This is a genomic window from Streptomyces sp. NPDC058092 (assembly GCF_042884935.1).
GTDB lineage: Bacteria > Actinomycetota > Actinomycetes > Streptomycetales > Streptomycetaceae > Streptomyces.
On sequence record NZ_JBHVSY010000009.1, the window covers coordinates 231,074 to 243,716 of the forward strand.

Genomic DNA, 12,643 nt, shown 5'->3' on the forward strand with positions numbered 1-12,643 from the left:
CCGACCGGCCTACTTCGGGCTGTCGTCCTCGCCGATGTGGTGGACCCGGACCAGGTTCGTCGAGCCCGGGACCCCCGGCGGGGAGCCGGCCGTGATGATCACGACGTCGCCCTTCTGGCAGCGACCGATCTTCAGCAGCTCCTCGTCGACCTGGGCCACCATCGCGTCCGTCGATTCCACGTGCGGGCCGAGGAAGGTCTCGACGCCCCAGGTCAGGTTCAGCTGGGAGCGGGTGGCCGGGGCCGGGGTGAAGGCCAGGAGCGGGATGGGCGAGCGGTAGCGGGAGAGGCGCCTGACCGTGTCGCCGCTCTGGGTGAAGGCGACCAGGAACTTGGCGCCCAGGAAGTCGCCCATCTCGGCCGCCGCGCGGGCCACCGCGCCGCCCTGGGTGCGGGGCTTGTTGCGGTCGGTCAGGGGCGGGAGGCCCTTGGCGAGGATGTCCTCCTCGGCGGCCTCCACGATGCGGGACATCGTGCGGACCGTCTCGATGGGGTACTTGCCGACGCTGGTCTCGCCGGAGAGCATCACCGCGTCCGTGCCGTCGATGACCGCGTTGGCGACGTCGGAGGCCTCGGCACGGGTGGGGCGGGAGTTGTCGATCATCGAGTCGAGCATCTGGGTCGCGACGATGACCGGCTTGGCGTTGCGCCTGGCGAGTTTGATCGCGCGCTTCTGGACGATCGGCACCTGTTCCAGGGGCATTTCGACGCCGAGGTCGCCGCGGGCGACCATGATGCCGTCGAAGGCGGCGACGATGCCGTCGATGTTGTCGACGGCCTGGGGTTTCTCCACCTTGGCGATGACGGGGAGGCGGCGGCCCTCCTCGTCCATGATGCGGTGGACGTCCTCGATGTCGCGTCCGCTGCGTACGAAGGAGAGGGCGATGATGTCGGCGCCGGTGCGCAGGGCCCAGCGGAGGTCTTCGATGTCCTTCTCGGAGAGTGCGGGGACGGAGACGGCGACGCCGGGGAGGTTGAGGCCCTTGTGGTCGGAGACCATGCCGCCCTCGATGACGGTGGTGTGGACGCGGGGGCCGTCCACTTCGGTGACTTCGAGGGTGACGCGGCCGTCGTCGACGAGGATGCGTTCGCCTGTGGTGACGTCGGTGGCGAGGCCGTCGTAGGTGGTGCCGCAGGTGTGGCGGTCGCCTTCCATGGGTTCGACGGTGATGGTGAAGTCGTCGCCGCGTTCAAGGAGTACGGGGCCTTCGCGGAAGCGTCCGAGGCGGATCTTCGGGCCTTGAAGGTCGGCGAGGATGCCGACGCTGTGTCCGCTCTCGTCGGAGGCCTTGCGTACGTGGCGGTACCGCTCTTCGTGTTCGGCGTAGGTGCCGTGGCTGAGGTTGAGGCGGGCGATGTCCATTCCCGCTTCGACCAATGCCTTGATCTGCTCGTATGTGTCGGTGGCGGGTCCCAGGGTACAAACGATTTTTGCTCGGCGCATGGTTTGAGCCTAGACCTTACCTACGGGTAGATATTTGGCCGCACATGACTGCTCAACAACCTTTGAGTGAAGGGTTATTGACAAGTGTTGAATTGTGCGCCGGGGTGCTCGGATGAGCATTCTCTTTATAGTTTTGGCGGTGACATGGTGAAGCGGGCGTTCACCTGGGCGTAGACGGTCTGGCGTTGCGGTTCGAGGTCGAGGGCGGGGGCGGGTTCGGCCGCTGCTCCGTAGGCGGCGCGGCCGCGGATGCCGCCGGGTGCGGCGGGCATGGGGGCTGCGGCGATGGCGTTCTCTGCGCCGAGGTCGGCGAGTTCGACCAGGGCGGTGAGGTGGGCGCCGAGGGCGTCGGCGTATTCGCGGGCTCGTTGGACGGCTTCGTGCACGGCTTGGCGGCGGGCGTTCGCGTGGGCGGGTGAGTCGGGGCGCAGTCCCCACCAGGGGCCGTTGACGCGGGTCATGTCGAGGTCGGCGACGCGGGTGGTGAATTCGCCGAGTGCGGTGAAGTCGTTGAGGACGGCGGTGACGTGGACGCGGCCGTGGTAGGCGCGGATTTTTTCGTCGCGGCCGCGTTGGGTGAGTTCGGGGGTGATGGAGAATGCGCCGGTTTCGAGTTTTTCGACCGCTTGTCCGTAGGACCGTGCGAGTTCGAGGACGTGGTTGTTGCGTCGGGTGAGGTCTTCGAGGGCGGCGCGGCGGTCTTTGCCGCGGGCGGTGACGGTGATGCCGATGTGGGCGGTCTCGGGGTCGACTTCGAGGCGGGCTTCGCCTCGGACGGCGACGCGGGGGTGGTCGGGGGTGCCGTAGGGCGGTGGGGTGTCGGTCATGGGTCCACTGTCGCATCCGGGTAGGACAGCTGGTGGTCATCAGATCGAAACCTGCAAGGGGTGTTGCCGGGTGTGGCTCCTGGGTCATTATCTACGCGCGTTGTGTGCTGCGAGAACTGAGCTGTACGAGCACCGGGCTGTACCAGAACTGAGCTGTACGAGAACTGAGATGTGGGAGACGAAATGCCGCTGAACCGTAGGACGTTCCTGGGCACATCGGCGGCCGCCGGTGCCGGTGTGGCGATCGCGGGTGGCTCCGCCGTTCCTGCGGCCGCCCAGGGTGGTGGCGACAGGAATGGCCAGGGGCATCCGTCGAAGCGGTACTCGTTCACCGTGATGGGCACCACCGATCTGCACGGGAACGTCTTCAACTGGGACTACTTCACCGACAAGGAGTTCGACGACAAGGCCCACAACGACGTCGGTCTGGCGAAGATCTCGACCTTGGTGGACCAGGTGCGCCGGGAGAAGGGCCGTCACAACACCCTGTTGATCGATGCGGGTGACACGATCCAGGGCACCCAGTTGTCGTACTACTACGCGAAGATCGATCCGATCACGGCGAAGCGTGGGCCGGTGCACCCGATGGCGCAGGCGATGAACGCGATCGGATACGACGCGGCGGCGCTCGGCAACCACGAGTTCAATTACGGCATTCCGGTGCTGCGGAAGTTCGAGGAGCAGTGCGACTTCCCGCTGCTGGGTGCGAACGCGCTGGATGCGAAGACGTTGCAGCCGGCGTTCGCCCCGTATGTCATCAAGAAGCTGCGTACCCCGCACGGTCGGGATGTGAAGGTGGCGGTCCTGGGGTTGACCAACCCGGGCATCGCCATCTGGGACAAGGCGAACGTCAGCGGGAAGATGGTGTTCCCGGGGCTGGAGGAGCAGGCGGCGAAGTTCGTGCCGCGGCTGCGTTCCATGGGTGCGGATGTCGTGATCGTCTCGGCGCACTCGGGCAGCAGTGGTACGTCGTCGTACGGTGATCAGGTCCCGTATGTCGAGAATGCGGCGGGTCTGGTGGCCGAGCAGGTGCCGGGTATCGACGCGATTCTGGTCGGGCATGCGCATCTGGAGATCCCCGAGTACTTCGTGGAGAACAAGCAGACGGGCAAGAAGGTGGTGCTCTCGGAGCCGTTGAAGTGGGGGCAGCGGCTGACGCTGTTCGACTTCGATCTGGTGTGGGAGAAGGGTCGCTGGGTGGTGGAGAAGGCGGGTTCGCAGGTGCTGAACTCCAACACCGTGGATGAGGACCCGAAGGTCACGGGGTTGCTCGTGGACGAGCACAAGAAGGTCGTGGCGTACGTCAATCAGGTCATCGGCACGTCGACAGCGGCGATGACGACGGCGGAGGCGGCGTGGAAGGACGAGCCGATCATCGATCTGATCAATGTCGTCCAGGCGGAGACGGTGAAGGCGGCGCTGGCGGGTGGGGCGTACGCGGCGCTTCCGGTGCTGTCGCAGGCGTCGTGTTTCTCGCGTACGGCGCAGATCCCGGCCGGGAAGGTGACGATCAAGGATGCGGCGGGGCTGTATCCGTTCGAGAACACCCTTGAGGCGCGGTTGCTGACCGGTGCGCAGATCAAGGATTATCTGGAGTTCTCGGCCCGGTACTACGTGCAGACGGCGGCGGGTGCTCCGGTGGACACGGCGAAGCTGACGAACGCGGAGAACACGCCGGACTACAACTATGACGCGGTGTCGGGTCTGACGTACGAGATCGACATCGCGAAGCCGAATGGTTCGCGGATCGTGGGTCTGGCGTTCGAGGGGAAGCCGATCGATCCGGCGGCGCAGTTCGTGCTGGCGGTGAACAACTACCGGGCGAGTGGCGGTGGCAATTTCCCGCATGTGGCGGGTGCGAAGCAGTTGTGGGCGAACTCGGAGGAGATCCGTAACACGATCATCGGCTGGGTGCAGGCGAAGGGTTCGGTGGATGGTGCGCAGTTCGCTTCGGTGGACTGGCGTCTGACGCGGGACGGTACGCCGGTGTTCTAGGCGTTTGTTCGTCGGGTCGGCGGCCGTCCTTTTCTTGTGGAGGGGGCGGCCGCCTGCTGTCTGTGTGCGGGGGTCAGTTGCCTTGGACGAGGGGGATGAGGTCGGGGTTCTGGGTGGGGACGGTGGGGGTTCGGGGGGTGAGGCCGAAGGTGGTGAAGGCGGTGCGTGCGGGGAGGGGGTAGGCGTTGGTGCCGGTGAGGTCGTTGAGGATGGTGGCGCTGCGCCAGGCGGCGAGTCCGAGGTCGGGGGCGCCGACGCCGTGGGTGTGGCGTTCGGCGTTCTGTACGTAGACGTGGCCGGTGATGGTGGGGTCGAGGTCGAGGCGGAACCGGTCGTCGATGCGGGGGCGTTCGGAGGTGTCGCGGCGCAGGTAGGGGTCGAGGCCGGTGAGGATGCGGTCGAGGGAGCGTTCGCGGTAGCCGGTGGCGAGGACGACGGCGTCGGTGGTGAGTCGGGAGCGGGTTTTCTGCTGGGTGTGTTCGAGGTGGAGTTCGACGCGGGTGTTGGCGACGCGTCCTGCGGTGCGTACGGAGACGCCGGGGGTGAGAGTGGTGTCGGGCCAGCCGCCGTGGAGGGTGCGGCGGTAGAGCTCGTCGTGGATGGCGGCGATGGTGTCGGCGTCGATGCCTTTGTGGAGTTGCCATTGGTGGGGGACGAGTTCGTCGCGTACGGATTCGGGGAGGGCGTGGAAGTAGCGGCTGTAGTCGGGGGTGAAGTGTTCGAGGCCGAGTTTGGAGTACTCCATGGGGGCGAAGGCCTGGGTGCGGGCGAGCCAGTGGAGTTTTTCGCGGCCGGTGGGGCGGGCGCGCAGGAGGTCGAGGAAGATTTCGGCGCCGGACTGTCCTGAGCCGATGACGGTGATGTGTTCGGCGGCGAGGAGTTCTTCGCGGTGGTGGAGGTAGTCGGCGGAGTGGATGACGGGTACGGATTCGGCTTCGGCGAGGGGTTTGAGGGGGTCGGGGATGTGGGGTTCGGTGCCGATTCCGAGGGCGATGTGGCGGGTGTGGGCGCGGCCGAGTGCTTCGGCTTCGCCGTCGGTGTCGAGTTGGGTGAAGTCGACTTCGAAGAGGCTGCGTTCGTTGTTCCAGCGGACGGCGTCGACCTGGTGGCTGAAGTGGAGGCCGGGGAGGTGGTCGCTGACCCAGCGGCAGTAGGCGTCGTATTCGGCGCGTTGGATGTGGAAGCGTTCGGCGAAGTAGAAGGGGAAGAGCCGGTCGCGGCTGCGCAGGTAGTTGAGGAAGGTCCAGGGGCTTGCGGGGTCGGCGAGGGTGACGAGGTCGGCGAGGAAGGGGACTTGGAGGCTGGCTCCGTCGATGAGGAGGCCGGGGTGCCAGTGGAAGGCGGGGCGTTGTTCGTAGAAGGTGGCGGCGAGGGGGTGGGGGTTGCCCGGGATGCCGTGGGCGAGGGCGGCGAGGGAGAGGTTGAAGGGGCCGATGCCGATGCCGACGAGGTCGTGTGGCTGGTCGGTCTCGGGGGTGGGCAGGTCGGTCATCGGGGGGTGTTGCCTTCCGCGAGGTCGTTGGTGAGTTGGTTGACGAGGTCGAGGAGTGTGCGGAGGTCGTCGGGGGTGGTGTGGGGGTTGAGGAGGGTGGCTTTGAGCCAGAGGCGGTCGTCGGTGTGGGCGCGGCCGAGTACGGCGTGGCCGCGGGTGAGGAGGGTGCGGCGGATGGTGGCGACGGTGTGGTCGTCGGCGTGGGTGGGGCGGAAGAGGACGGTGCTGATGGTGGGGCGGTCGTAGAGGTCGAGGGTGGGGGTTTTGGCGATGAGGTCGGCGAGGTGGTGGGCGGTGGCGATGGTGCGGTCGATGAGGTCGGCGAGTCCGGTGCGGCCGAGGGCTTTGAGGGTGACGGCGATCTTGAGGGCGTCGGGGCGGCGGGTGGTGCGCAGGGAGCGGCCGAGGAGGTCGGGGAGGCCGGCTTCGGTGTCGTCGTCGGCGTTGAGGTAGGAGGCGCGGTGGTGGAGTGCGTCGAGGTGGGTGCGGTGGGGGACGGCGAGGATGCCTGCGGAGGCGGGTTGCCAGCCGAGTTTGTGCAGGTCGAGGGTGACGCTGTGGGCGCGGTCGAGGCCGTGGACCTTGCCTCGGTGGGTGGGGCTGAAGAGGAGGGGTCCGCCGTAGGCGGCGTCGATGTGGAGTTCGGCGCCGTGGGTGGTGCAGAGGTCGGCGATGTCGGCGAGGGGGTCGATCCGGCCGGTGTCGGTGGTGCCTGCGGTGGCGGTGACGAGGAGGGGGCGGTGGTGTTCGGTGAGGGCTTCGTCGAGTGCCTCGAGGTCCATGACGCCGGTGGGGGCGGGGATGACGACGGGTGTGGGGAGTCCGAGGAGCCAGGCGGCGCGGGTGATGCTGTGGTGGGCGTTGGCGGCGCAGATGGTCTGTACGGGGCCGTTGCGTTCGCGGGCGAGGAGCAGGGCGAGTTGGTTGGCTTCGGTGCCGCCGGTGGTGACGAGTGCGTCGGGTGAGGGGTGGTGGGGGTAGATCTCGGTGGCGAGTGCGGCGGTGATGTCGGCTTCGAGGGCGGAGGCGGCGGGGGCCTGGTCCCAGGAGTCCATGGAGGGGTTGAGGGCGGAGGCGGCGAGGTCGGCGGCGGTGGCGAGGGCGAGGGGCGGGGTGTGGAGGTGGGCGGCGCAGAGTGGGTGTGCGGGGTCTGCGGCGCCTTCGGCGAGGGCGGTGACGAGGGTGCGCAGGGCGTCGTGGGGGCCGGTGCCGTGGTCGGGGATGACGGGGCGGGTGATGGTGCGTGTGCGGGTGGTGACGGCGTCGGGTCCGCCTGTGGGGAGGGGGCCGTCGCGTCGGTGGGCGCCGTCGTGGAGTGCGGTGAGGACGGTGTCGATGAGGGGGCGCAGGGCGGCGGGGCCGGTGGTGGAGCCGGCGAGGGGTGGGGTGGGCATGGTGGTGGGCCCTTCGGGTGCGCGCGGGTGGACATGCCAGCTTGTCCGGGTTTTCGGGGGCGCGGCCGGAGAGCTCGGTGATCTGAACTCGAAAGGGGGATGTGGGTAGGGCGGGGGGCCGTTTTCGGGGGTTCTGGTGGTATGGGTGTGGCGCCGGATATGGGTGTGCCCGGCGCCTCCCTGTGTGGTGGGGGTGGCGTCGGGCACGGGTGGTGCGGGGTTTTGCTTCGGGGCCCGCGCGGGTGGTGCGGGCCGTGTGGGGTCAGTGGGCGTTGCGTACGGCGAGGGCGCGGCGCAGGTCGTCGATCTGGTCGATGAGTTTGCGGCGGAGGGCCGGGATGAGGTCCTTGTCGTTCAGGGACTGTTCGCCGAGGTGGAGGCTTTCCGCGTCGACGGCGTACGCGGGGAAGGCGTAGCGGCCGGCGGCTTCGGCGATGGCGGGGCCGCGGCGGGCGGCGAGCCGGGTCGCCTCGGGGTAGTAGCGGGGCACGTAGTCCCGTACGAGGTCGGCTTGTTCGGGTTGCCAGAAGCCCTGGGCGGTGGCGGTGAAGAGGTAGTTGGAGAGGCTGTCGTCGTTGAACAGGGCGTGCCAGGCGGCGGCCTTGGCCTCGGGGGTGGGAAGGGCGGCGCGGCAGCGGGCGGCGCCCTCCTGTCCGGTGGCGCTGGGGTCCTGTTCGAGTTCGGCGGCGATGGCGGTTTCGTCGGTGGCGCCGAGGACGGCGAGGCGGGTGAGGATGCGCCAGCGCAGTTCGGGGTCGAGTTCGGGTCCGCCGGGGACGGTGTCGTTGGTGAGCCAGTCCTGGATGGTGTCGGGCTGGGTGGCGGCGTCGATGAGGTGGCGTACGGCGATGAGGCGGAGGCCGGGGTTGTGGCCGTCCTCGGTGCGGCGGATGAGGTCGCGGCACAGTGCGGTGAGGGTGGCGAGGGCGGCGGGTCGGTTCTCGGGGGTGAGGTAGCGGTCGGCGATGTGGATGTCGGCGAAGGCGAGTACGCCCTGGGCGAGGGCGAGGTCGGTCTCGTGCGGGAGGTGTGTGCGGGCCGCTTCGAGGTACGTGGTGGGGGCGAGTTCGCCGTCGCGGACCATGTCGCGGGCGGTGTTCCAGACGACGGCGCGGGTCAGTGCGTCGGGGATGCCGGAGAGGTCGCGTACGGCGGTTTCCCAGGATGTGGGGTCGAGGCGGACCTTGGCGTAGCTGAGGTCGCCGTCGTTGATGACGACGAGGGCGGGGCGGCGTCCGGGCAGTGCGTCGGCCGTGCCGTTGTGGGGGATGTCGATCTCGAACCGGTCGCGCGGGACGAGGCGGTCGGGGGTGTGGTGGGCGTCGGGGGTGTGGTCGTACGCGCCTACGGCGATGCGGTGGGGGCGGCTGCCGTTGTGGTCGACGGTGAGGGACCACGTACCGTCGGACTCCTCGATGTGGGGGGTGAGGGTGTCGACTCCGGTGGTGCGCAGCCAGGCGTCGGCCCAGGCGTGGACGTCGCGGTCGGTGGCCGATGCGAGGTTGTCGATGAAGTCGGCGAGGGTGGCGTTGGCGAACTTGTGGCGGGCGAAGTGGGTGTTGATGCCGGCCAGGAAGTCCTTCTCGCCGAGCCAGGCGACGAGTTGGCGCAGGGCGGATGCGCCCTTGGCGTAGGAGATGCCGTCGAAGTTGAGCATCGCGGACGCGGTGTCGGGGACGGCGGCGGGGTCGGGGGCGACGGGGTGGGTGGAGGGGCGCTGGTCGGCGTCGTATCCCCAGCCCTTGCGGGCGACGCCGAAGTCGACCCAGGTGTCGGTGAAGCGGGTGGCTTCGGCGAGGGTCTGGTAGCCCATGTATTCGGCGAAGGACTCGTTGAGCCAGATGTCGTCCCACCAGGCGAGGGTGACGAGGTCGCCGAACCACATGTGGGCCATTTCGTGGGCGATGACCATGCCGCGGGTCTGGCGTTCGGTGTCGGTGACGGCGGAGCGGTAGATGAACTCGTCGCGGAAGGTGACGAGTCCGGGGTTCTCCATGGCGCCGGCGTTGAACTCGGGTACGAAGGCCTGGTCGTAGGAGTCGAAGGGGTAGGGCTCGTCGAACTTCTCGTGGAAGCGGTCGAAGCAGGCGCGGGTGATGTCGAGGATCTCGTCGGCGTCCGTGTCGAGGTACGGGGCGAGCGAGCGGCGGCAGTGGATGCCGAAGGGCAGTCCGGCGTGTTGGGTGGTCACGGAGTGCCAGGGGCCCGCGGCGACGGCGACGAGGTAGGTGGAGATCGGCGGGGTCGCGGCCAGGGTCCAGCGGCCGTCGTCCCGGTGCTCGGCGACGCCGTTGCCGAGGACGGTCCAGCCTTCGGGGGCGGTGACGGTGAGCTCGAAGACGGACTTGAGGTCGGGCTGGTCGAAGGCGGCGAAGACGCGCTGGACGTCCTCCATGAACAGCTGGGTGTAGACGTACGTTTCGCCGTCGGTCGGGTCGGTGAAGCGGTGCATGCCTTCGCCGGTGCGGGAGTAGCGCATGGTGGCGTCGATGCGCAGTTCGTGTGCGCCGGCGGTGAGTGCGGTGAGCGGGAAGCGGTTCTCGGTGAGGTCGGCGGGGTCGAGGGGCTGTCCGTCGAGGCTGATCGAGCGCAGGGTGGCGGGCTTGAGTTCGACGAACGTGTCTCCGGCGGCGGCTGCGGTGAACCGGATGACGGTACGGGAGCCGAAGGTCTCCTCCCCTCCGGTCAGATCGAGGTCGATCGTGTACCGCTGTACGTCGAGGAACTGGGCTCGGGTCTGCGCTTCGTCGCGCGTCAGTACGGACATGCGTCCATGCTGCCGTATGGGGTGGGCGGGGCGCAGGCGGGTTCTCACAGGGCTGATCGGAGGCTGGGTGGTCAGGGTTTGGGTGGGCGGGACCGGGGCGTGCCGTCCGTGGTCACCCGGCGGTCTTCGCCGGCCGTTGACAGCGGCTGGGGCAGTGCCGCTCACGCACCCCCGGGCCCACTCGCCTCGATGGAGCTCTGCCCTCTCTGTGCGGTGGCCGGTCGAGCCCTCCGCAACCGTACGGACGGCTGCCGCGTCCCGCGTTGGGACAGGCGCTGCGGGCCGGTGCCGGGCGGGAGTATCGGGGCAGATGGGGCGGACAGTGTCCGAAGCGGTGAAGGGGGCTGCCGGGCGGGGCGTCGGTCGCTCGCGTGGCGCGGGGCGGCGACGGGTCGTGGGGGTCGCGCCATGGGGCGTGGCGGCGGGGGCGGTTGCCTGGTGTCTTGCGGGGGGTTGGCGCGCCTCGCACATGGAGAACTACCCCTGGAACGTCTGGACTCCGATCGGATACGGGGCGGTCAAGGGCGTGTTCCTGGGGCTGTTGGCGGGCTGGTGCGCCGTCGTGGGTCTTCGGGTCGCCCAAGGGGTTCGGCGGAGGCAGGACAGCGGGGCGGTGCGTTTCGCTTGCCTGGTTTTCGTCAGTGGACTGCTGGGCGGTCTTGTGCCGGGGACGCTCCGGGACTTCCTGGGTGCGCCGCAGCCTCGGACCCTGTACTACTTCGACGGGCCGAGGCCCGAATCGCAGTGGTACTGGCGGCCGTTGCTGTCGGAGTGGCTGACGTACACGGTGCTGCCGGCGCTGGGCTGTGCGGTGCTGCTGACCGTGGGTGCGCTGGTGTCCGTCCGGTCCTCGCGCCGCAAGGGCGTCGGCTGGGCGGTGCCGGCCCTGGTGGGGGCGGGCCTGCTGGTCCTCCCCCACTACGCGGCCGCCGGGCTGCCCGCGCCGGAGGGCAACGGTGATCATGTCAACGAGTCGGCCTCGGCCGGGCTCGTCGTCCTGGCCACGGGGATCGGGTTGCTGGTGAGTGCCTGGGTGGTGTGGTCCAGGCGCAGGCGGTCGGTCCGGCGGGCCGGCCCGCTTCCGTCGCGTTCGGCGGGCGGGCCGCCCTCGACCGGATGAGAGGCGGCGTCTGGATGTTGCGCCCTCGACCGGATGAGAAGCGGCGCGTGGACGTTGCGCCCTCGACCGGACGAGAAGCGGCGTCTGGATGTTGCGCCCTCGACCGGACGAGAAGCGGCGCGTGGACGTTGCGCCCTCGGCCGGATGAGAGGCGGCGTACGACGGCCGCCGGACCTCCGGTGCTCAGGCCTCCCCGTTCGACGCCGATTCCTCCGCGATCCGTTCGTGGTGGCGGATGACCTCCGCCACGATGAAGTTCAGCAGCTTCTCCGCGAAGGCCGGGTCCAGGTGCGCGCTCTCCGCCAGCTGCCTCAGCCGGGCGATCTGCCGGCTCTCGCGGGCCGGGTCGGCCGGGGGGAGCTGGTGGGCGGCCTTGAGGTGACCGACCTGCTGGGTGCACTTGAAGCGCTCGGCGAGCATATGGACGACAGCGGCGTCAATGTTGTCGATGCTCTCGCGCAGCCGGTTCAGTTCCGCGCTCACGGACTCGTCGATGTCCCTCGTGGTCATGGTCAGCGAGCTTAGCCCGGCCGGCGAAGGGCGAGTCGCTCAGAGGGCCGGGCCCAGCGGGCTGATCGTCGGTGGGTGGTCCGGGTCCGGGACCTGGTCGCTCCAGCCGCCCGGGACGTTGCGGCCCTGCTGTGCGCGGAACCGGACCGGGGCGGCGCCCACCCGGCGGGCGAAGAGGCGGGAGAAGTACGCCGGGTCGTCGTAGCCGACGCGTCGGGCGACCGCGGCGACCGGCAGGTCGCTGGCGGCGAGGAGTTCCTTGGCGCGGCCGAGCCGGATGCCGAGGAGGTAGTCCTTGGGGCTGCAGCCCGCGCCCCGCCGTACCGCCGTGCGCAGTTCGGCGGGTGTCATGCCGTGCCGGGCCGCGTGCTCGGCGACGGAGAGCGGCTGGAAGGCATCGCGGGCGAGGGCCTGGAGGACCGGGTCGCCGTCGGGGCTGACATCGGCGCGGGCCCGGCGCAGGGCGACGAGGAGTTCGTGGACGGCGGCGCCGGTCTCCACCTCCAGCAGCGGATTGCCGCGCCGGGCCGCCCGTACCATCCGCCCCACCGCGGCTCGGGGGCCCGCCGTGTCGGCGAGCGGGACGAGCGGGCGGTCGGGCTCGATGTAGCCGAGTTCGGTGTACGTGGCGGTGGCGGGGCCGGTGAAGTCGACGAAACTCTCGTCCCAGCCGGTGCCGGGGTCGGCGCCGTAGTGGTGCGGGGTGCCGGGGGTCAGCCAGATCAGGCTGGGGGCGACGACGGGGACCCGGCGGCCGTCGGGACCGCTGAACCAGCCGCTGCCGGAGTTGATGACGACGGCCACGTGGTGGTCCAGGGTGCGCGGGCCGACCGTCGGCAGTGCGCCGTGCTGCAGTCCCACGCCCAGGCAGACCAGGCCCAGCCGGTGGTGGAGCGGGCTGGGAGTGAAGAAGCGCATCCAGGTGTGGTACATCGGCCTTCCTTCCTCCCCTTTCATCGCGTTGGTCCGAACAATTGTGTCCAAACAGCAGTGATCTTTGTCCATGGACCGGCCGCACGCCAGGGGGCGAAGGTTGGTTGCAACATTCCTCCCGGGTTCGCCCGCTCCGTGGTGCGTGCCGTCGTGCGACCCGGT

General features: G+C 69.4%; 9 protein-coding genes. 2 read left to right on the forward strand and 7 right to left on the reverse strand.

Annotated features, from left to right (window positions below):
- Positions 1-9: 9 nt before the first annotated feature.
- Complete coding sequence (gene pyk / locus ACFVV1_RS17700; protein ID WP_389990105.1) at positions 10-1,443, reverse strand: pyruvate kinase; 1,434 nt, start codon at positions 1,441-1,443, stop codon at positions 10-12.
- Between the two features lie 125 nt (positions 1,444-1,568).
- On the reverse strand, positions 1,569-2,270 hold the full coding sequence (locus ACFVV1_RS17705) for an SIMPL domain-containing protein (protein WP_389990106.1): 702 nt from the start codon (positions 2,268-2,270) through the stop codon (positions 1,569-1,571).
- Between the two features lie 183 nt (positions 2,271-2,453).
- On the opposite strand from ACFVV1_RS17705, the gene ACFVV1_RS17710 reads away from it, so the two are divergent.
- Positions 2,454-4,265, forward strand: coding sequence for a bifunctional metallophosphatase/5'-nucleotidase (locus ACFVV1_RS17710; protein WP_389990107.1), 1,812 nt, complete (start codon positions 2,454-2,456; stop codon positions 4,263-4,265).
- A gap of 73 nt (positions 4,266-4,338) precedes the next feature.
- Here the strand turns inward: ACFVV1_RS17710 and ACFVV1_RS17715 are convergent, their stop codons facing one another.
- The 3 genes from ACFVV1_RS17715 to pepN all read right to left on the reverse strand — a co-directional run bounded on the left by ACFVV1_RS17715 (position 4,339) and on the right by pepN (position 9,918).
- Positions 4,339-5,757, reverse strand: coding sequence for a lysine N(6)-hydroxylase/L-ornithine N(5)-oxygenase family protein (locus ACFVV1_RS17715; RefSeq protein WP_389990108.1), 1,419 nt, complete (start codon positions 5,755-5,757; stop codon positions 4,339-4,341).
- Positions 5,754-7,151 (reverse strand): pyridoxal phosphate-dependent decarboxylase family protein, encoded by a 1,398-nt coding sequence (locus ACFVV1_RS17720; RefSeq protein ID WP_389990109.1) that lies wholly within the window; start codon positions 7,149-7,151, stop codon positions 5,754-5,756. The genes ACFVV1_RS17715 and ACFVV1_RS17720 overlap by 4 nt, the downstream gene beginning before the upstream one ends.
- A gap of 262 nt (positions 7,152-7,413) precedes the next feature.
- Positions 7,414-9,918: an aminopeptidase N gene (pepN, locus tag ACFVV1_RS17725; protein WP_389990110.1), complete on the reverse strand. Its 2,505-nt coding sequence runs from the start codon at positions 9,916-9,918 to the stop codon at positions 7,414-7,416.
- Between the two features lie 469 nt (positions 9,919-10,387).
- Between pepN and ACFVV1_RS17730 the strand changes: the two genes are divergently transcribed.
- Positions 10,388-11,038, forward strand: a complete 651-nt coding sequence (locus ACFVV1_RS17730) for a hypothetical protein (RefSeq protein WP_389990111.1) — start codon at positions 10,388-10,390, stop codon at positions 11,036-11,038.
- A gap of 183 nt (positions 11,039-11,221) precedes the next feature.
- Here ACFVV1_RS17730 and ACFVV1_RS17735 read toward each other — a convergent pair whose 3' ends face one another.
- The gene (locus ACFVV1_RS17735; protein ID WP_356479930.1) at positions 11,222-11,548 is read right to left on the reverse strand and encodes a chorismate mutase; all 327 of its coding nucleotides are present in this window, start codon (positions 11,546-11,548) and stop codon (positions 11,222-11,224) included.
- Between the two features lie 39 nt (positions 11,549-11,587).
- On the reverse strand, positions 11,588-12,481 hold the full coding sequence (locus ACFVV1_RS17740) for a helix-turn-helix domain-containing protein (protein ID WP_389990112.1): 894 nt from the start codon (positions 12,479-12,481) through the stop codon (positions 11,588-11,590).
- Positions 12,482-12,643: the final 162 nt, after the last annotated feature.

What these genes read in the sequence shown, in the direction of transcription:
- ACFVV1_RS17740 (WP_389990112.1), bottom strand. Translation starts at nt 12,481, where the DNA reads ATGTACCACACCTGGATGCGCTTCTTCACTCCCAGCCCGCTCCACCAC.
- ACFVV1_RS17720 (WP_389990109.1), bottom strand. Translation starts at nt 7,151, where the DNA reads ATGCCCACCCCACCCCTCGCCGGCTCCACCACCGGCCCCGCCGCCCTG.
- pyk (WP_389990105.1), bottom strand. Translation starts at nt 1,443, where the DNA reads ATGCGCCGAGCAAAAATCGTTTGTACCCTGGGACCCGCCACCGACACA.
- ACFVV1_RS17705 (WP_389990106.1), bottom strand. Translation starts at nt 2,270, where the DNA reads ATGACCGACACCCCACCGCCCTACGGCACCCCCGACCACCCCCGCGTC.
- pepN (WP_389990110.1), bottom strand. Translation starts at nt 9,918, where the DNA reads ATGTCCGTACTGACGCGCGACGAAGCGCAGACCCGAGCCCAGTTCCTC.
- ACFVV1_RS17710 (WP_389990107.1), top strand. Translation starts at nt 2,454, where the DNA reads ATGCCGCTGAACCGTAGGACGTTCCTGGGCACATCGGCGGCCGCCGGT.
- ACFVV1_RS17735 (WP_356479930.1), bottom strand. Translation starts at nt 11,548, where the DNA reads ATGACCACGAGGGACATCGACGAGTCCGTGAGCGCGGAACTGAACCGG.
- ACFVV1_RS17715 (WP_389990108.1), bottom strand. Translation starts at nt 5,757, where the DNA reads ATGACCGACCTGCCCACCCCCGAGACCGACCAGCCACACGACCTCGTC.
- ACFVV1_RS17730 (WP_389990111.1), top strand. Translation starts at nt 10,388, where the DNA reads ATGGAGAACTACCCCTGGAACGTCTGGACTCCGATCGGATACGGGGCG.